This is a genomic window from Burkholderia sp. HI4860, assembly GCF_002223045.2.
GTDB lineage: Bacteria > Pseudomonadota > Gammaproteobacteria > Burkholderiales > Burkholderiaceae > Burkholderia.
Genome location: NZ_NKFO02000001.1, coordinates 2,180,823 through 2,198,058 on the forward strand (window position 1 = coordinate 2,180,823; position 17,236 = coordinate 2,198,058).

General features: G+C 67.8%; 15 protein-coding genes. 8 read left to right on the plus strand and 7 right to left on the minus strand.

The window, feature by feature from the left end:
- Positions 1-47: 47 nt before the first annotated feature.
- Positions 48-827 carry a helix-turn-helix transcriptional regulator gene (locus tag CFB34_RS09775; protein WP_089442671.1) on the plus strand — a complete coding sequence of 260 codons (780 nt, stop codon included), beginning with the start codon at positions 48-50 and terminating at the stop codon, positions 825-827.
- Between the two features lie 457 nt (positions 828-1,284).
- Here CFB34_RS09775 and pcaG read toward each other — a convergent pair whose 3' ends face one another.
- The 3 genes from pcaG to CFB34_RS09790 all read right to left on the minus strand — a co-directional run bounded on the left by pcaG (position 1,285) and on the right by CFB34_RS09790 (position 3,429).
- Positions 1,285-1,878 carry a protocatechuate 3,4-dioxygenase subunit alpha gene (gene pcaG / locus CFB34_RS09780; RefSeq protein ID WP_089442670.1) on the minus strand — a complete coding sequence of 198 codons (594 nt, stop codon included), beginning with the start codon at positions 1,876-1,878 and terminating at the stop codon, positions 1,285-1,287.
- Positions 1,879-1,881: 3 nt separating this feature from the next.
- Positions 1,882-2,589 (minus strand): protocatechuate 3,4-dioxygenase subunit beta, encoded by a 708-nt coding sequence (gene pcaH / locus CFB34_RS09785; RefSeq protein WP_059683235.1) that lies wholly within the window; start codon positions 2,587-2,589, stop codon positions 1,882-1,884.
- Between the two features lie 273 nt (positions 2,590-2,862).
- Positions 2,863-3,429, minus strand: coding sequence for a YiiX/YebB-like N1pC/P60 family cysteine hydrolase (locus CFB34_RS09790; RefSeq protein ID WP_089442669.1), 567 nt, complete (start codon positions 3,427-3,429; stop codon positions 2,863-2,865).
- 120 nt (positions 3,430-3,549) lie between these two features.
- Between CFB34_RS09790 and CFB34_RS09795 the strand changes: the two genes are divergently transcribed.
- From CFB34_RS09795 to CFB34_RS09810, 4 genes are all read left to right on the plus strand, one after another.
- Positions 3,550-4,287: a helix-turn-helix transcriptional regulator gene (locus tag CFB34_RS09795; RefSeq protein WP_089442668.1), complete on the plus strand. Its 738-nt coding sequence runs from the start codon at positions 3,550-3,552 to the stop codon at positions 4,285-4,287.
- A gap of 84 nt (positions 4,288-4,371) precedes the next feature.
- Positions 4,372-5,358 (plus strand): pca operon transcription factor PcaQ, encoded by a 987-nt coding sequence (pcaQ, locus tag CFB34_RS09800; protein WP_089442667.1) that lies wholly within the window; start codon positions 4,372-4,374, stop codon positions 5,356-5,358.
- 110 nt (positions 5,359-5,468) lie between these two features.
- Positions 5,469-5,828 (plus strand): type II toxin-antitoxin system RelE/ParE family toxin, encoded by a 360-nt coding sequence (locus CFB34_RS09805; RefSeq protein WP_089442666.1) that lies wholly within the window; start codon positions 5,469-5,471, stop codon positions 5,826-5,828.
- A gap of 72 nt (positions 5,829-5,900) precedes the next feature.
- Positions 5,901-6,197 carry an XRE family transcriptional regulator gene (locus tag CFB34_RS09810; protein WP_011658604.1) on the plus strand — a complete coding sequence of 99 codons (297 nt, stop codon included), beginning with the start codon at positions 5,901-5,903 and terminating at the stop codon, positions 6,195-6,197.
- 150 nt (positions 6,198-6,347) lie between these two features.
- On the opposite strand, the gene CFB34_RS09815 is transcribed toward CFB34_RS09810, so the two are convergent.
- The 3 genes from CFB34_RS09815 to CFB34_RS09825 form a co-directional block, all read right to left on the minus strand.
- Positions 6,348-7,622: an amino acid permease gene (locus CFB34_RS09815; RefSeq protein WP_089442665.1), complete on the minus strand. Its 1,275-nt coding sequence runs from the start codon at positions 7,620-7,622 to the stop codon at positions 6,348-6,350.
- Between the two features lie 135 nt (positions 7,623-7,757).
- Positions 7,758-12,314: a DEAD/DEAH box helicase gene (locus CFB34_RS09820; protein ID WP_089442664.1), complete on the minus strand. Its 4,557-nt coding sequence runs from the start codon at positions 12,312-12,314 to the stop codon at positions 7,758-7,760.
- Positions 12,315-12,515: 201 nt separating this feature from the next.
- Positions 12,516-13,040 (minus strand): metal-dependent hydrolase, encoded by a 525-nt coding sequence (locus CFB34_RS09825; RefSeq protein ID WP_089442663.1) that lies wholly within the window; start codon positions 13,038-13,040, stop codon positions 12,516-12,518.
- 398 nt (positions 13,041-13,438) lie between these two features.
- Here CFB34_RS09825 and ggt point away from each other — a divergent pair, with 398 nt between their 5' ends.
- Positions 13,439-15,160 (plus strand): gamma-glutamyltransferase, encoded by a 1,722-nt coding sequence (gene ggt / locus CFB34_RS09830; protein WP_089442662.1) that lies wholly within the window; start codon positions 13,439-13,441, stop codon positions 15,158-15,160.
- A gap of 87 nt (positions 15,161-15,247) precedes the next feature.
- Here the strand turns inward: ggt and CFB34_RS09835 are convergent, their stop codons facing one another.
- The gene (locus CFB34_RS09835) at positions 15,248-16,171 is read right to left on the minus strand and encodes an alpha/beta fold hydrolase (protein WP_089442661.1); all 924 of its coding nucleotides are present in this window, start codon (positions 16,169-16,171) and stop codon (positions 15,248-15,250) included.
- Between the two features lie 353 nt (positions 16,172-16,524).
- Here CFB34_RS09835 and CFB34_RS09840 point away from each other — a divergent pair, with 353 nt between their 5' ends.
- Both CFB34_RS09840 and CFB34_RS39025 read left to right on the plus strand, forming a co-directional pair.
- On the plus strand, positions 16,525-16,974 hold the full coding sequence (locus tag CFB34_RS09840) for a helix-turn-helix domain-containing protein (RefSeq protein ID WP_089442660.1): 450 nt from the start codon (positions 16,525-16,527) through the stop codon (positions 16,972-16,974).
- 67 nt (positions 16,975-17,041) lie between these two features.
- Positions 17,042-17,173 carry a hypothetical protein gene (locus CFB34_RS39025; protein ID WP_256979873.1) on the plus strand — a complete coding sequence of 44 codons (132 nt, stop codon included), beginning with the start codon at positions 17,042-17,044 and terminating at the stop codon, positions 17,171-17,173.
- Positions 17,174-17,236: the final 63 nt, after the last annotated feature.

The window sequence follows — 17,236 nt, forward strand, 5'->3', positions numbered from 1 at the left end:
AGGAGACCCGCCTTCGATATCGGGTCATTGATGATGGAATTCGGGCCGTGAGAAATACGCTGCTAGATCCCTACGAAAACATTCCGCGAAGCGTGGTCGTGACCGCGAACGACTACGCGGCGGGCACGACGTTTCCGGAACACGCGCACGGGCGCGGGCAATTCGCGTTCGCGTCGCGCGGCACGATCAGCGTGTCGACGCCACACGGGCGCTGGCTGGTGCCGCCGCAGCGCGCGTGCTGGGTGCCGGCCGGTGTGCGGCACGAAATGACGATGACCGGGCCGGTCACGATGCTCAACACGTTCGTGTCCGGCGACGCCGCGCTTGAGGCGGGCCTGCCCGACCAGTGCGGTGTGTATGGCGTATCGGCGCTGCTGCGGCAACTGATCGACGATGCGATCGACTTGCCGGCCCTGTACGACGTCGACGGGCGCGCGGGCAAACTGATGGCGCTGCTGGTCGCGGAAATCGCGACGATGCCGCGCCTGTCGCTGCATGCGCCGCTGCCGGCCGACGCACGGCTGGCGAAGGTGTGCCGGCACCTGCTTGCCTCGCCGTCGATCGCGGCCGATCTCGACCAGGTCGCCGCGGACGCGGGCTTGAGCCGCCGCACGTTCACGCGGCAATTCCGTGCGCAGACGGGCGTGAGTTTTGCCGTATGGCGCCAGCAGGTGTGCATGCTCGCGGCGATCGCGCGCCTGAGCGACGGGCAGCCGGTCACGCGGGTCGCGCTCGATCTCGGGTATGCGAGCGCCAGCGCGTTCACGTCGGCGTTTCGCCGCATTCTGGGCGATACGCCGAGCCGCTATCTGGAGATTCGGCGTTGACCGGAACGAAGTGACACACGCCACGCCGGTGTGCCGCTCGCCGCAAAAAAATACGCGCCTGCCAATTTCGGTCAGACGCGTTTCAAGGCACCCGGTCAGAAAAAATGCGCGCACGGCCTGTCGGGCGGTGTCGCGCATGACATGTGTAATTGTTTCTTGTTCCGATTCAATCTCGTTGAAGCGTGCGGATAGTGAAGAATACGCCGCGTAACGCGCAAACGATATCGTGTCGGACGAACGACTTGTGTGCTGTCGCAGCATGCGTTTCAACCGTGCGTTCGATGCGGGGGCGGAAGGCCCGTGGCAAGGCCGTCCGCACCCGTGAAGGGGCTGGATGCACTGCAGCATCGAATGATGGCGACGGACCATGAAAAATGCCGTGTGGCGCGATGCCTGTCGGTATCGCGCCACGCGGCGGTGCGGTACTGGGCGAAGCCGGCGTGCGCCGGCCCGCGCGTCACACGTCGAAGAACACGGTTTCGTCCGGCCCCTGCATGCGGATGTCGAAGCGGTAGACCACCGGGCGGCCCGGCTGCGCGTCGCGTTTCGCGACGAGCGTCGCGCGGCGTTCGGCCGGCACGGCGTTCAGCACGGGGTCGGCTGCGTTCGCGGCGGCTTCGTCGTCGAAGTACACGCGCGTGAACGCGTGGGTGAGGATCCCGCGCATCATCACGGTCACGTTGATGTGCGGCGCTTCGCCGGCGGCGACGCGGCCCGGCTTCACCGTCTCGACGACGAAGCGCTGCTGCGCATCGGTGCCGGTGCCGACCCGCGCGAAGCCCGTGAAGCCGGATTTCGCGATGTCGTCGCGCGACGCCGGGTAGCGGCCCGCGCTGTCCACCTGCGTGAATTCGAGCACCGCGTCGCCGACGACGTTGCCGTCACCGTCGAACACCTGGCCGACCAGCAGCACGTGTTCGCCTTCGGCGTGTGCCGCGGCGATCGTCGGCGTAAACAGGCTCTTCAGGTCGTAGTCGTATTGCTGCGGGCACAGGCCGTACGCGAAGTACGGGCCGACCGTCTGCGAAGGGGTTTGCTTCAGCGTCGTCATGGTTCAGCGCTCCATCGGGGTAGCGTCGCGGCCGCGCAGCACGATGTCGAATTCGTAGCCGAGCGCATAGCCTTCTTCGGTGATGTCCATCGAGAAGCGCGAGATCAGGCGATCGCGCGCGGCCTCGGGCGTGCCCTGGAAGATCGGGTCGTACGCGAGCAGCGGGTCGCCGGGGAAGTACATCTGCGTGACGAGACGCGAGCCGAAGTAATCGCCGAACAGCGAGAAGTGGATGTGATTCGGGCGCCACGCGTTCGGATGGTTGCCCCACGGGTATGCGCCGGGCTTGATCGTCAGGAAGCGGTAGCGGCCTTCGTCGTCCGTCAGGCAACGGCCTGCGCCGAGGAAGTTCGGGTCGAGCGGCGCGTCGTGCTGGTCGACCTTGTGCACGTAGCGGCCGGCTGCGTTCGCCTGCCACACCTCGACGAGCGTGTTGCGCACGGGCTTGCCGCCTTCGTCGAGCACGCGGCCCGTGACGACCATGCGCTCGCCGAGCGGCTCGCCGTTCTTCACGGCGTTCTTCGTCAGGTCATGGTCGAGCGCGCCGAGATCTTCGGCGCCGTAGACGGGCGCGTACTGGTCGCGGAGCTTCTCCTTCAGCGGGATCAGCGGGCGCGTCGGGCCGCGCTTCACCGACGAACGGTACTCGGGGTGGATATAGGCCGGATGCGACGGCCAGTCGCGCGGCGTGAGGATCGTGGGGGAATCCATCGGGCGTCTCCTGATAGGTCTTTCGCGAAGTGGATGGCACGACTTTAGCCAATCCGGAAAGTTATGCAAAATGACCTTTTTTAGCGAATCGCATAACCGTTCGTTATGTGTGATGCGCCAATGAAAATTCCGCCGGACAGGATGCCTGTCCGGCGGAAAAAGCGATCGGGCTTCGCGTCGTCGGTGACGACCCCGTGCACGGCCCTCCAGCCAGCCCGTCGCTGCTTTTTTATGGTGTCGTTCTTGTTGTTATCCGGTCTCCCTGAGCGCCTGTCATGACGGGCGGCCGGGATCGAACACGATTCCGTCGAATTCGAGTGACAGCGTGCCGCTGCGCAGCAGCACGGCCGGCGTCGCATCCCGGTCGGCACCGAGCACGTCGCTCACGTAGCGCGCGCAGAACCCGCGCCGCGTCCGCAGGTTGAAGCGGTTGCCGAGCAGGGCGTCGATCCGTTGTTCGGCGATTGCATGCACCTGGCGCTGCGCATCGGCGCTCGGCGCCGCGACGCGCCGGGCCAGCGCGATGCGTCCGCCGTCGGTCCGGGCGACGAAGCGCGACAGCGGCGTGAGCTTCGTCCACGCCAACGCCGATTCGGCGATCACGGGCTCGTCGCCCGACGTGTCGACGACGATGCCGAAGCGATTGGCCCACGCACCCGTCGCGCCTGCCGCGTCGCGCGGCGCATTCGCCGGCACGCGGATGAACACGAGATCCCCGACGTGCGCGCTGGCGGCCAGCGTGCGGACCGTGGCGAGCGGCATCGAGCGATCGGTGTCGCGGGCATCGCGCGGGGCGGGGTGATGCGATTCGTAGGCAGCGGTGTCGGTTCGGGTGGTCATGTCGGCTCCGTCGTTCGGTGACAGCGTGGAGCGGATTATGCAGACAAGTATCCGAATGTGTTCATCGGCGCGCGCAGGTAGCCTAATATCTGACCTTGAGCATCACTTTTCGATACCAAAATGACCGAAACCGCCCAACTCATCGACATGCTGAAGCGCCAGCTGAAGGCGCAGGGCATGACCTACCGCGACGTCGCACGTGCGCTCGACGTTTCCGAGACCAGCGTGAAGCGGCTGTTCGCCAGCGGCCGCTTCACGCTGGAGCGCGTCGTGGAGATCTCCCAGCTGCTCGGCTATACGCTGGCCGAGCTCGTGCAGGAGGCGTCCGCGTCGGCGCCGAGGCTGCACGTGCTGACCGAGCAGCAGGAGGCGCTGCTCGTGTCCGACGACAAGCTGCTGCTCGTGGCCGTCTGCGCGATCAACTACTGGACGGTGCAGGACATCGTGTCGGCCTATCAGGTGACGAAGGCCGAGTGCGTGAAATACCTGTTGATGCTCGACCGGATGAACGTCATCGCGCTGTTGCCGGGCGACCGGATTCGCGTGCGCGTCGCGCGCGATTTCGACTGGCTGCCGGGCGGGCCGATCCGCCGTTACTTCCATGCGCACGCGCTCGGCGATTTCCTCGACAGCCGCTTCGACGGCGAAGGCGAGACGATGACGTTCTCGCAGGGGATGCTGACGGAGGCTGCTTCCGCCGAGCTCGAACTGGAGTTGCGCCGGCTGCGCAGCAAGGCGGCCGCGCTGCATGCGGAATCGTCCTCGGCGCCACTCGCGCAGAAGCGCGGCACCAGCTTGCTGATCGCGAAGCGGATGTGGGAGCCGGCCGGTTTCCAGGCACTGCGGCGCAACGCGTGACGCGTGACGTATCGTCGAGCGCTTGGGACTATCCGGAAAGTTATGCAAAATGGCATTTCATCGTCAATCGTATAACCACCCGTTATGAATAACCGTATCGCCGACGGCCGCGTCAAGTTTCGGCACCTGCAGTGCTTTCTCGCGGTCGCCCAGTTGGGCGGCGTGCAGAAGGCAGCCGAAAGCCTGTCGATCACGCAGCCGGCCGTGTCGAAGACGATCGCCGAGCTGGAGGCGATCCTCGGCGTGAAGCTGTTCGAGCGCGGCCGGCAGGGCGCGCAGCCGACCCGCGAGGCGCAACTGTTCATGCCGCATGCGAACGCGTGCGTGCTGGCGCTGCGGCAAGGTGTCGGGCTGCTCGCGCGCGAAGGCGGGGCCGCCGCGGCGACGCTGGAAATCGGCATGCTGCCGACCGTCGCGGCATCGCTCGCGCCCGCGTTGATGAAGGCGCTCGCGGCGCGTTGGCCGCGCGTCGTCGTGCGGATCGCGACGGCCGCGAACGCCGATCTGCTCGAGCGCCTGAAGTCCGGCGCGATCGAGTGCGCGATCGGGCGGCTGTCGGAGCCGGAGCGGATGATCGGGCTCGCGTTCGAGCAGTTGTACAACGAGCCGCTCGTCGCTGTCGTGCGCGCCGGGCATCCGCTGCTCTCGCATGCGGCGCCGGCGGCCGAGCTTGCGCGCTATCCCGTCGTGCTGCCGCCGTTCGGCACGCTGATCCGCCAGTCGGCCGAGCAGCTGCTTGGCGCGTGCGGCGTGCCGCCGCTGGACGCGTTCATCGAGGTGTTGTCGGTATCGGTCGCGCGTGCGCTCGCGCTCGAAAACGACGCGGTCTGGTTCGTGCCGCTCTATGCGGCCGAATACGACCTGTCGGCCGGGGCGCTGGCACGCTTGCCGCTGCCTTCGGCAGGCACCGACGAGCCGGTCGGGCTGGTGCTGCGCACCGATGCGCAGCCGTCGCCGGTCGCGCGGACGCTGATCGATGCCGTGCGCGACATCGCGCGGTCGCGGTTCGGCGAGACGCGTGAACGCGGGACGTCACGCGCGGCGCGCAAGCCGGCTCGTCGCGACGATTGAGCCGGCGGGCCGCCTCCCGTTCCCGGCTGCCGGATTGGCCATCCGGTCAGTAGCCGACCTCATGGTGCTTGGCATATCGTACCGATTTTGGTACGATTGGTGTCAGGACGATGACGAGAGAGCAGATCCAGGTCACGCTCGGCGTGCGGTTCTTCCAGACGGCTCGTGGCAACGAGCCGGTGCGCGAATGGCTGAAGGCGCTCGGGCAAGCGGAGCGAAGGGCGATCGGCGAAGAGATCAAGACCGTTCAACTCGGCTGGCCGCTCGGCATGCCGCTGGTCCGGAAGATGGCGCAGGATCTGTGGGAGATCCGCGTGATGTTGCCGGGGCGGAGCGCCCGCGTGCTGTTTACGGTCGTCGGCGACACGATGGTGCTGCTGCACGGCTTCTTCAAGCAGTCGCGGGCCACGCCGTCGGACGATCTCGATGTCACCGTCGCGCGCCTGAAAGCGCTGATGCGCGCCATCTGAATTCCCCGGTTGCGCCGGAGCGCACCGTCTTCGACGGTCAGGCCGCCGGCAACGCCATGCACTGGAGTACCCATGACGACCACGAACAATCCGCATATCGGCAGCGATTTCGATACCTTCCTCGAGGAGGACGGCAATCTCGAAGCGGCCACCGCCACCGCGATCAAGCGCGTGATCGCCTGGCAGATCGGGCAGGAAATGAAGGCGCAGCACATCACGAAAACCGCGATGGCCGCGCGGATGAAAACCAGCCGCGCCGCGCTCAACCGTCTGCTCGACGAAACCGACACGAGCCTCACGCTGGCGACGCTCGCGAGCGCGGCCACCGCGCTCGGCAAACGGCTCAGCTTCGAGCTGGTGCCCGCCTGACGGGCGCGAAGCATCGGCGGACGGCCGAGGCAGCGCCCCCGCGCATGATGCACGCGGCGGCGTGGCCGGCGATCCGGCCGGCGGTTCGGGGATGATCAGCCCGCGCGTCGCCGCCAGCAGGCGCGTGTCGGCCCGCGCGCAGCTGCCGGGTCACTCGCGCGGCCCGGCCACCTGCAGATAGAGCAGCGCCCCGCCCGCGAGCAGCAGCGGGCACAGGATGTACCAGCCGGTCGTCAGGAACAGCGCGGCCACCGCGACCAGCGAAATCCATGCACAACGGTGCGCGATGCCGCCGCGCGGCAACAGTTTCAGCGCGGCGGCCGCGCCGAGCCCGTACACCATCACGAAGCACCCGGAGGTGACGAGCACGAGCGGCTTCGGCCCGACGTCCGACAGCGTCGTCGCAGCGAGTGCGACCACGGCGAGCAGGGCGATCACACCGAGGCTGCGGCGCGGGACGCCGCCGACCTGGCTGCCTTGCGCGAGCCACGCGGGCAATGCACCGTCGCGCCCGAGCGCCGCGCCGAGCTTGGCCGCGCCCGCGAAGTACGCGTTCATCGTACCGAGCGTGAGCAACAGTGCGGCTGCGGCGGCCAACACCTGCGCATGGCCGCCGATGCCGCCCGCGATCAGTTCGGCGAGCGGCGCACCCGATCCGCCCGCGGACGGCCCGAGCACCGTCACGCTCGCGGCAGCAACCGACAGATAAAGAAACCCGACCACCACGACCGCGATTCCCGCCGAGCGCGGCATGTCGTGCGCGGGCCGGCGGAATTCGGCCGCGAGATGCGTGATCGCTTCCCAGCCGGCGAAACTCCATACGAGCAGCGCGGCGGCCTGGCCGACCGCGAGCCAGCCGTGCGGCGCGAACGGATGCAGGTTCGCGGTGCGCGCGTGCGGCGCGGAGGCGAGCACCGCGGCGAGCAGCAGCGTGACGAGCAGTGCCGACAGCACGAGCTGCATGCGGCCCGAAACCGTGACGCCGAATGCATTCGCGGCCGACACGGTCGCGATCAGCGCGGCAGCGGTGACGATGACCGTGGTGTGCCCGCCGCCCGTGACGGCTGCGACGTAGGCGCCGCCGAACATGGCGGCGGCCGGTGCGCCGGCCGGTACCGCGAAGTAGAAGCACCATCCGACGATCGCCGCGGCTTTCGGCCCGAATGCGCGCCGCGCATAGGTCGATACGCCGCCTGCGTCGGGATAGCGCGCGCCGAGTGCGGCGAAGGTGGCCGCGAGCGGCCCGGACAGTACGACCAACGCCGCCCACGCGAGTAGCGAGGCGGGCCCAGCCACCTCGGCGGCCAGTGCGGGCAACGCGATCACGCCGGTGCCGAGCACCGCGCCGATATAGAGCGCGGCGCCCTGGAAAATCGTCAGCGAGCCCGCGTGATGAGCGGCGGGCGATTCGACATGCGAGGGCATGGACAGCAGTCTCCGGAAGTCTTGTTGTGTTCGAGCGCGGGCGCTCGTGCGGAAAGTCGTTCGATGCTACCCGAACGACGGCGGCCGCGCGGCCCGGCGATCAGTAGTCCGTGCGGTGTCGCGTGTCAGCCGATGTCAGCAGTGGCGTGCGAGCCGCAGGCGGGCATCCTCGCGCGCGGCGGGTGACAGTTCGGGGGCGTAGTGGAACGCGCCCGAAACCAGCGACGCGACGGGCACGCCGTCGCGGAACAGCACGCGATTGCCGGCCAGCGCCGGCACCTTGTCGCCGGGCAGCAGCGTGCCGGCGAGATTCAGCGGATCGGCGCCCGTCACGCATACGTACTGTCCGTCGCCGGGTTGCCGCCGCAGTTCGCGCAGGATCGGAATCGCTTCGGGCAGCGCGAACTGTTCGCCCGCGAGCCCGGCGACGAAGCGTCCGCCGCGAATCTCGCCGCGCGCTTCGAGGCGCTGCAGCACGCGCACGAGTTCGCGCCAGCTCGGCAGCCAGTCGGCTTCGCGTTCGAGCAGCCGCCAGAACACGACGCCGTAGCGGCGCAGCAGCGTCCACGCGATGTGTTCGAGCGCGTCGGGGTCGGTCGCGGCCTGGCCGCGTTTCGGCACGGGCGCATCGTCCGGCGGCGCGTGACGTTGCACGAGTGCCCAGCGGCCGGCGTCGTCCATCCCGCCGATCAGCGCGCCGCCGCGCCGGGTGCGTGGCGCATAGGTTGCGCTGCGCTTGACGGCGGGCTTCAACAGCGCACGCAGGCCCGCGTAGCTGTCCGCATTCACGAGGCCGGCCGACACGAGCTCGCCGAGCGCCTGTTCGAGTTCGACGGGCAGCATGTGCAGGTCGTCGAGCAGCGCATCGAAGAACATCGCGCCATGCGCGGCGAGGGCGTCGCGTACCTGCGTGGCGCGCGCGGACAGCGCCGGTTGCGCGTCGGGATCGCGCAGCGCCTGCCATGCCGAGAGGTGGCGGCGCGGCAGCAGCACGATCGGCGTCGTCTTCACGGGTGTGCCGGCCGCGCGCGCCGGGGCGCCGATGCGTGTCCACACGAGCTTGCCCGAGCGGCACAGCTCGTCGAGGCCGCCCGCCATGTAGTCGGTGAGCCGCGCGGGCAGCAGCGCGTCTTCCCAGGCGCTCGCCGCGGCCTCGTAGCCCTCGAGCTGTTCGACCACGGCCGCGAGTGCGTCGCGGCCCGTGCCGCGCGTGTCCGGCGTCAGGTGTTGCCAGTGGAACAGGAAGCGCATGAAGTCGGCGCGCTCGACCGGCTCGATCTCGCGGCGCAGCCGCTTCACCGTATAGCGATGAATGCGTGCAAGCAGATGGCGTTCGCACCATTCGTCCGTCGTCGTGCCCGGCGTGAACCGGCCGCGCATCACATAACCTTCGCGTTCCAGCGCCGCGAGTGCCGTCGCGACCGACGCGGGCGGCAGCCCGAGCGGTGCCGCGATCGCGTCGAGCGCAAGCGGCCCGAAGCCGGTGAGCCGCGCGCGGATCACGTCGACGAGTGCGGCATCGGCTTCCCACGGCTGCGCGCAGGCGGCCGGCACCTTGAGCGCCGGCGCGATGCGTGCGTCGGGATGCAGCGCACGCATACAGACGAGTCGTTCGACCGGTACCCATAGCGCGGCGTCGCCGGGTGTCACGAGTTTCGTCGCACGGCGGCGTTCGGCGAGTTCCGCGAGCCGGTCGAGCCAGCCATCGCGTTGGCGTGCTTCGCTGTCGGCGATGCACGCGAGCGTGAGCAGCGCGTCGTGCATTTCGTCGGCGTCGCGCGCGAGCGGCCAGGCTTCGTCGCGCACGGCATCGATCGCGTCGGCGTCGAGCGCGCCGAGATCGTCGGCCGATTCGGGATCGCTCCAGCGGCGCGACTGCACGGCCTGCGTGCGGCGTTCCTCGAGCGGTGCATCGTCGAGGAACGCGTAGGGTTTCGCGTTCAGGATCTCGGCCGCGAGCGGCGACGGCGCGGGCAGGTCGCGCGCGACGAGTTCGATCGCGCCGCTCTCGATCCGGCGCAGCAGCGCAAGCCAGCCCTCGGTGTCCATCGCGTCGTGCAGGCAGTCGTCGAGCGTCTGGTCGACGAGCGGGTGATGCGGGATCTCGCGCTCGCCGACGATGTTCTCGAGGCACGCGACCTGATCCGGGAACACGGTCGCGAGCAGGTCGTCGCTCTTCATCCGCTGCAGTTGCGGCGCGGTGCGCTTGCCGCCGGTGAAGCGCGGCAAGGCAAGCGCGGTCGTCGCGTTCCAGCGCCAGCGCACGCCGAACATCGGCGCGTCGAGCAGGGCCTGGATCAGCACGTGCTCGGCGCTCGCCGAGCGCAGGTAGCGCCACACTTCGTCGAGCGCGAAGCTGTGCGCGAGCGACAGCGACAGGATAATCGCGTCGTCGGTCGCGGCCGCTTGCAGCTCGAAGTTGAAATTGCGGCAGAAGCGCTTGCGCAGCGCGAGCCCCCAAGCGCGGTTGATGCGGCTGCCGAACGGCGAATGGATCACGAGTTGCGTGCCGCCCGATTCGTCGAAGAAGCGCTCCATCACGAGCGTGTCCTGCGTCGGCAACGCGCCGAGCGCGGCGCGCGTGCGCGCGAGATAGTCGGCGATCTGATGCGCGGCGTCGGGCGACAGGTGCAGATCGTCGACGAGCCAGCGCAACGCCGGCGCGAGACGGCTGTCGGCCGGACCGGCAGGGGCGGCACGTGCGACGTCGTTTCGTACGCTGATCGCGGCTTCGGCTTCGGCTTCGGCTTCGGCTTCAACACGTCGCGTCGATTTTGCGCCGCCTTTGGTCTTGGCTTTGGTCGTCGCCTTTGTTTCAGCCTTCGTCTTCCCGCGGATCTCGTCGTCAGTGCGTTCGCCGCCTCGGGCATGGCCTTGCCGGTCGCCATCGGCGAACAGCCCGTCGAGCCGCGCGCGCAGCCGGCCGACCGCCGCGGACAGCTCGTCGCTGCGCCCCGGCGCCTCGCCGAGCCAGAACGGAATGCTCGGCGACTGGCCTTGAGCGTCCTCGACACGCACGCGGCCCGTTTCCACACGAATGATCCGGTACGACTGGTTGCCCAGCTGGAACACGTCGCCGGCCAGGCTCTCGATCGCGAAATCCTCGTTGACCGTGCCGACCTGGATGCCCTGCGGTTCGAGGAGCACCGCGTAGTCGGCCATGTCGGGGATCGTGCCGCCCGACGTGGTGGCGGTCATCATCGCGTTGCGGCGCCCGCGCACGGTGCCGCCGACCACGTCGCGATGCAGGTACGCGCCGCGCACGCCGCGCCGGCTCGTGAAGCCTTCGGCGAGCATCTTCATCACTTCGTCGAAGCGCTCGCGCGTCAACCGCGCATACGGCGCCGCGCGCGTGAAACTCGCATACAGCGCGTCTTCCTGCCATTCCGTGCACGCCACTTCGGCGACGATCTGCTGCGCGAGCACGTCGAGCGGCGCTTCGGGAATGCGCAGCGTGTCGAGCTCGCCGCGCTGCACGCAATCGAGCAGCGCCGCGCACTCGACGAGCTCGTCGCGCGACAGCGGGAACAACCGGCCCTTCGGCACGCCGCCGACATGGTGCCCGGAGCGGCCGACGCGCTGCAGGAACGGTGCGATCCCGCGCGGCGAACCGACCTGGCAGACGAGGTCGACGTCACCGATATCGATGCCGAGTTCAAGTGATGCGGTGGCGACGAGCAGTTTCAGTTCGCCGCGCTTCAGGCGCTGCTCGGCGTCGAAGCGATGCTCCTTCGCGAGACTGCCGTGATGCGCGGCGATCGCCTCCTTGCCGAGCCGATCGGCGAGATGGCGCGCCATGCGCTCGGCGGTGCGTCGCGTGTTGACGAACACGAGCGTCGTGCGATGCGCGGCCGCCAGCCCGGCGATGCGGTCGTATACCTGTTCCCAGACGTCGGTTGCCATCACGGGTTCGAGCGGCACGTTCGGCAGTTCGAGCGCGAGGTCGCGCTCACGCGTGTGGCCCGTGTCGACGATCGTGCAGTCGCGCGGCGCGTCGGCCGGGCCGCCAACCAGGAAGCGTGCGACCGCATCGATCGGTTTTTGCGTGGCCGACAGCCCGATGCGCGGCAGCGCGCGGCCGGCCAGCGCGTCGAGACGTTCGAGCGACAACGCGAGATGGCTGCCGCGCTTCGATGACGCGAGCGCATGGATTTCGTCGACGATGACCGAGCGCACGTTCGACAGCATCTGCCGCCCCGACGTGGACGACAACAGCACGTACAACGACTCGGGCGTCGTGACGAGAATGTGCGGCGCGCGCTTGCGCAATGCGGCGCGCTCGGCCTGCGTCGTGTCGCCGGTGCGCACGGCGGTGCGGATCCCCGGCACCGGCAGGCCGAGTTGCGCGAGCGATTCGGCGATGCCGGCCAGCGGCGCATCGAGGTTCACGTGGATGTCGTTCGACAGCGCCTTCAGCGGCGACACATACACGACGAGCGTCGCATCGGGCAGCGTGCCGTCGTGCGCCAGCGCATCGCGCACCAGATCGTCGAGCGCGCACAGGAACGCGGTGAGCGTCTTGCCGGAGCCGGTCGGTGCGGCCACGAGCGTCGAGCGGCCGGCCTTGATGTGCGGCCACGCGAGCGCCTGCGCGCCGGTCGGTGCGGCGAACGTGCGCCGGAACCACGCGGCGACGGCCGGGTGGAACACGTCGAGCGCACTGACAGCAGGGCGGGTCGTGGTGACGTCCATCGGAGCGTTGAAATGGGGTGCAAGCGCGCGGTGGGCGCGAGTGCGAATCGAATCGTCAGTGTGCCAGACGTCGCGTATGCGCGCGCGGCACGTGTGTCGGCGATTCCGCTTCAGATGGGGGCCGTCACCGCACTTTCAATGAACGGAAAGTTGCATGCACGTCGGCACGCGGATCGCGTGCCGAATTGCGCCCAATTGCAACTAAACGCGATGCAGCCAGCCGATCCAGTGTTCGAGCAGCGGCGCACGCGAGCACAGCGACTGCGCGAGCCACAGCGTGCCGCCCCATGCGGCGGCCACGACGATCAGGTCGCAACGCCCGCTCTTCCACAGGTTGAGCGAATGACGCCGCCAGATCCACGGCACGCCGAGCGGGTTCGGCCAGTCGGCGAGCAGGTGCATCAAGCCGCCGCATGCGAAGCCGAACAGCGGCGCGGCCCACAGCGGATGCGGATCATGGATGAGCCCGTGCCACCCGAGCGCCAGCAGCGCGATCCAGCCGATGCCCCAGTGCGTGACGGTGCGATGCGTGATCCACAAACGGCGCTTGCGGCTCCACCATGCGACTTCGAGCCAGTCGGGCGCGGTGCCGCCCGCGACGCCGGCCGCGAACGCGGCGAACAGGCCCGAATGCCACGGGCCGGTTGCGCCGGTTTGTGCGACGAGGACGGCGGCGGCGACACCGGCCGCGAAGCCGGACGCATGATGCGCATTGTGTGATGCCATAGGAAGCGAGACGAAGAAACGTGAAGCGACGCGGGCACGAAAAATGATGCACCGCGAAAGCGGGGCGCTATCTTCGCAGATCGGCCCACGCAGTGGGAGGGGCCGTTTGCAGATTTTTTTGCACGGGTCGCGTAGCCTTCCGCGCAGTTCGCAACTTTCGGTTTTTTGTGCATTGCGTGATGACGTGTCCCGCGTGCCATTCGACCGCTCCGCATCGCTGTGCGGACGCCTCGACATGATCTCGCGCACATGACGGATACGCTTTCGTTGCACGCCCCGTGTTCGACCCTTTTTGTCCCCCTATACTACGAGACCGGATGTGGCCGTCGGCGCGCCAGCGGCCATGAGCGGAACAGGTGCTTTTCCTGCCTGAAGGAGATCCACATGGGGGACATGCAATGACTACGCTGAATCGCTTCAAATCATCCGCTGTCGTGCTCGCGACGGTGGCCGGCATCGGCTTCCTGCCGAACGCGCCCGTCTATGCGAAAGGGCCGCAGCCGGCCATCCTGACGAGCTCGGCGGTCGCGGTGGCCGACAAGTACAGCGCGGATGCCGCGGAGCGAATCTTCAAGGAAGGCGGCAACGCGATCGACGCGGCCGTCGCGATCGCATTCACGCTGGCCGTCACGTATCCGGAAGCCGGCAACATCGGCGGTGGCGGCTTCATGACGATCTACAAGGACGGCAAGCCGTACTTCATCGACTATCGCGAGCGCGCGCCGCTCGCCGCGACGAAGGACATGTATCTCGACAAGGACGGCAACGTCGTCAAGGGCATGAGCCTGTACGGCCCGCGCGCGGTCGGCGTGCCGGGCACGGTCGCGGGCATGTGGGAAGCGCAGAAGCGCTTCGGCAAGCTGAAGTGGAAGCAGGTGCTCGCGCCGGCGATCCACTATGCACGCGACGGCTTCGTCGTCGACGAGCAGCTCGCGCAGCGCGGCGTCGACGCCTCGAAGGAGTTCGGCGGCAAGACCAACTTCGACAAATATTTCTCCGGGCTGAAGGCCGGTGTGAACTTCAAGCAGCCCGATCTCGCCGACGTGTTGACGCGCATCGCGGACGGCGGCGCGGAGGGCTTCTACAAGGGCAAGACGGCCGAGTTGATCGCCGCGTCGATGAAGACCGGCGACGGCAACGGGCTGATCACCACCGAGGATCTCGCGCAGTACCGTGCGGTATGGCGCCAGCCGGTGCAGGCGAAGTGGAACGGTTATGACGTGATCACCGCGCCGCCTCCGAGCTCGGGCGGCATCGGCCTCGTGCAGCTGCTGAAGATGAAGGCCGACCTCAAGCAGGACTTCGAGGGCGTGAAGCTCAACTCGCCGCAGTACATCCACCTCGTCGCGGAAATCGAGAAGCGCGTGTTCGCCGATCGTGCGCAGTATCTCGGCGATCCGGATTTCTACAAGGTGCCGATCGCGCAGCTGACCGACGACGCCTACATCGCGAAGCGGGCGGGCGAAGTCAACCCGAAGGAGCCGTCGGACACGAAGAGCGTGCAGCCGGGCCTCGGCACGACGATGCCGGAGAAGGCTGAAACGACGCACTTCTCGGTGGTCGACAAGTGGGGCAATGCAGTGTCGAACACGTACACGATCAACGGCTATTTCGGCTCGGGCGTGATCGCCGACGGCACCGGCATCGTGCTGAACGACGAGATGGACGACTTCTCCGCGAAGCCGGGCGTCGCGAACATGTTCGGCGTGGTCGGCAGCGACGCGAACGCGATCGAACCGAAGAAGCGCCCGCTGTCGTCGATGTCGCCGACGATCATGACCAAGGACGGCAAGGTGTCGCTCGTGATCGGCACGCCGGGCGGCTCGCGCATCTTCACGTCGATCTTCCAGGTGATCAACAACATCTACGACTTCAAGATGCCGTTGAAGGAGGCCGTCGGCGCGATGCGTTTCCATCACCAGCTGCTGCCGCCGAACACGATCTTCTGGGAGCCGTACCACCCGATCGAAGGCGAACTCGCGAAGCAGATCGAGGCGCGCGGCTATACGCTGAAGGGGCAGGATTTCAGCGGCGACATCCAGGTGATCAAGATCGACGGCAAGACGCCGGAAGCGATGGCCGATCCGCGCGGGCGTGGCGTGACGCGGATCATCCGGTGACGTGAAGCGGGGTGTGCGCGGTGGCGAAGGCGGCCGCGCACGCAGTGTTCCGCAGCGGGGCATCGTGCCGCCGGCTGCGGAATACCCTCAGCCGGTGGCCCGGACGAATTCGGCGATGCGTGACGCGATGACGTCGGGCGCATCCTCGAAGCAGTAGTGCCCGACGCCCGCCAGCCGTTCGACGGGCGCGGACGGAAACAGTGCCGTGAAGAGCGGCAGGAAGTGTTCGGCGCCGAGCGTTCGATCGGCGTCTCCCCAGATCGCGAGCGCGGGCTTGTCGCGTATCGCGCGCAGCGCCGCCGCATCGGGCACCTCGAACCGATGCGCGCCAGCGGCAAACCCGCGGGCCCATCCGATCGCGCCGGCGCAGTCCGCCGGTTGCGCGAATGGCGCACCGTATGCGGCAATCCACGTGTCGTTGATCACCGCGTGATTTTCAAACCCGTTCAGCTTCAGCGTGCTCAGGATATTGAAGCCGAGCTGACCGAGCACCGTCTCGAGCGTATCGTCCGACGCCGCGCGCGCGATCCACTGGAACCACGGTGCGGCGCGACCGTTCGCGTTCAGCCGCTCGACCAGATCGGGCTGGCCGAATGGCGTCGGCCCGTTCGCGGACACGATCCGCCGGATGCGATCCGGATGCCGCGCGGCCAGCCCCATGCCGACCGGGCCGCCGAAGTCGTGCATCACGAGCGTGATGCGATCGAGGCCGCGCGCTAGCACGAAGCGCTCCAGGTTGTCGATATGGTCCTGCAGCCAGTAGCTGCGGTCCTGCGGCGTCGCGCTTTTGCCGAAGCCCATGTGATCGGGGACGACGACGCGGTGCGTCGGACTCAGCGCGGCAATCAGATGGCGGAACAGATAACCCCACGTGGGTTCGCCATGCAGGCACAGGAGGGTTTCGCCGTCGTGCGGACCTTCGTCCACGTAGTGCATCCGGAAGCCGGATGCGTCGTCGAAATGCGGGGCGAATGGAAAGGTGCCGTCGAACGTGGCATCGGACCGGATCATCGAATGCTCCTTCGGATAGTCGGATAGTTTGGTTTCAAGTTGAAACCGAATCGAAGCGTAGGATATTCAGTTTCATGTTGCAACCGAAAAGATCGACGCGCTGGCCGCCGAATGACCGAGCCGTGGGCGCGTGATGACGCATCGGAAGGGAGCTTTGCCGGAATTTACCGGCCTGAAAGAGGAGGTGGAGTGCTAATCTGGCTCGAATCGTCCGTTCCATTCGGCGATCGCGAACAGTCGGGCCCCGGGAGATTGATCTTTCGTGTGGTGAGTTTTATATTGCAACCATTCATTTCACCGGAAACGACCGCCGTTCCGCCCGCATACCGGGAACGGCATCGCCCCATGCATCGATGAACAGACGAACCACGCACGAGGATTCCCCTTGCGGGGTTGCCCGCCCGCTGGACGCGATCGGCGACTGGTGGTCGCTGCTGATCGTCCGCGACGCGTTCGACGGGCTGCGCCGCTTCGGCGAATTCCAGAAGAACCTCGGGCTGGCCAAGAACATCCTGGCCGCGCGCCTGCGCAACCTGGTCGCGCACGGGATCATGGACATCGTGCCGGCCGCGGACGGCGGCGCGCATCACGAATACGTGCTGACCGAGAAAGGGCGTGGCCTGTTTCCGTTGCTCGTCGCGCTGCGGCAGTGGGGCGAGGATTTCTTCTTCGAACCGGACGAGGCACACGTGCTGCTCGTCGACCGGAAGAGCGGGCTGCCGGTCAGGAAGCTCGAACTACGCTCGCGGGACGGGCGCGTGCTCGGGCCGGAGGACACGGTCGTGTTGCCGCCGCCGGACTGACGAGCGGCGACCGGGCTCGTGCCGCGTTCAACTCCGGTCGCTCGCCGCGTTGCTTTCGAGGAAGCGGGTGACCTATATCCCGTTACGGACGAAGATTACGCTGGACATCGAGCAGCCGAATCGGCAACTCGCATCGAACCCGTTCGATATTTCCGCGAACCCCGTGCTGGCCAGCGTGCTGCTCGCGTTCCGCTTCTGACCGGCGCGCCGGCCCCATTTTTCATGAATTTGACGCGCGACACTGGGATAATGTCAGCGTTTG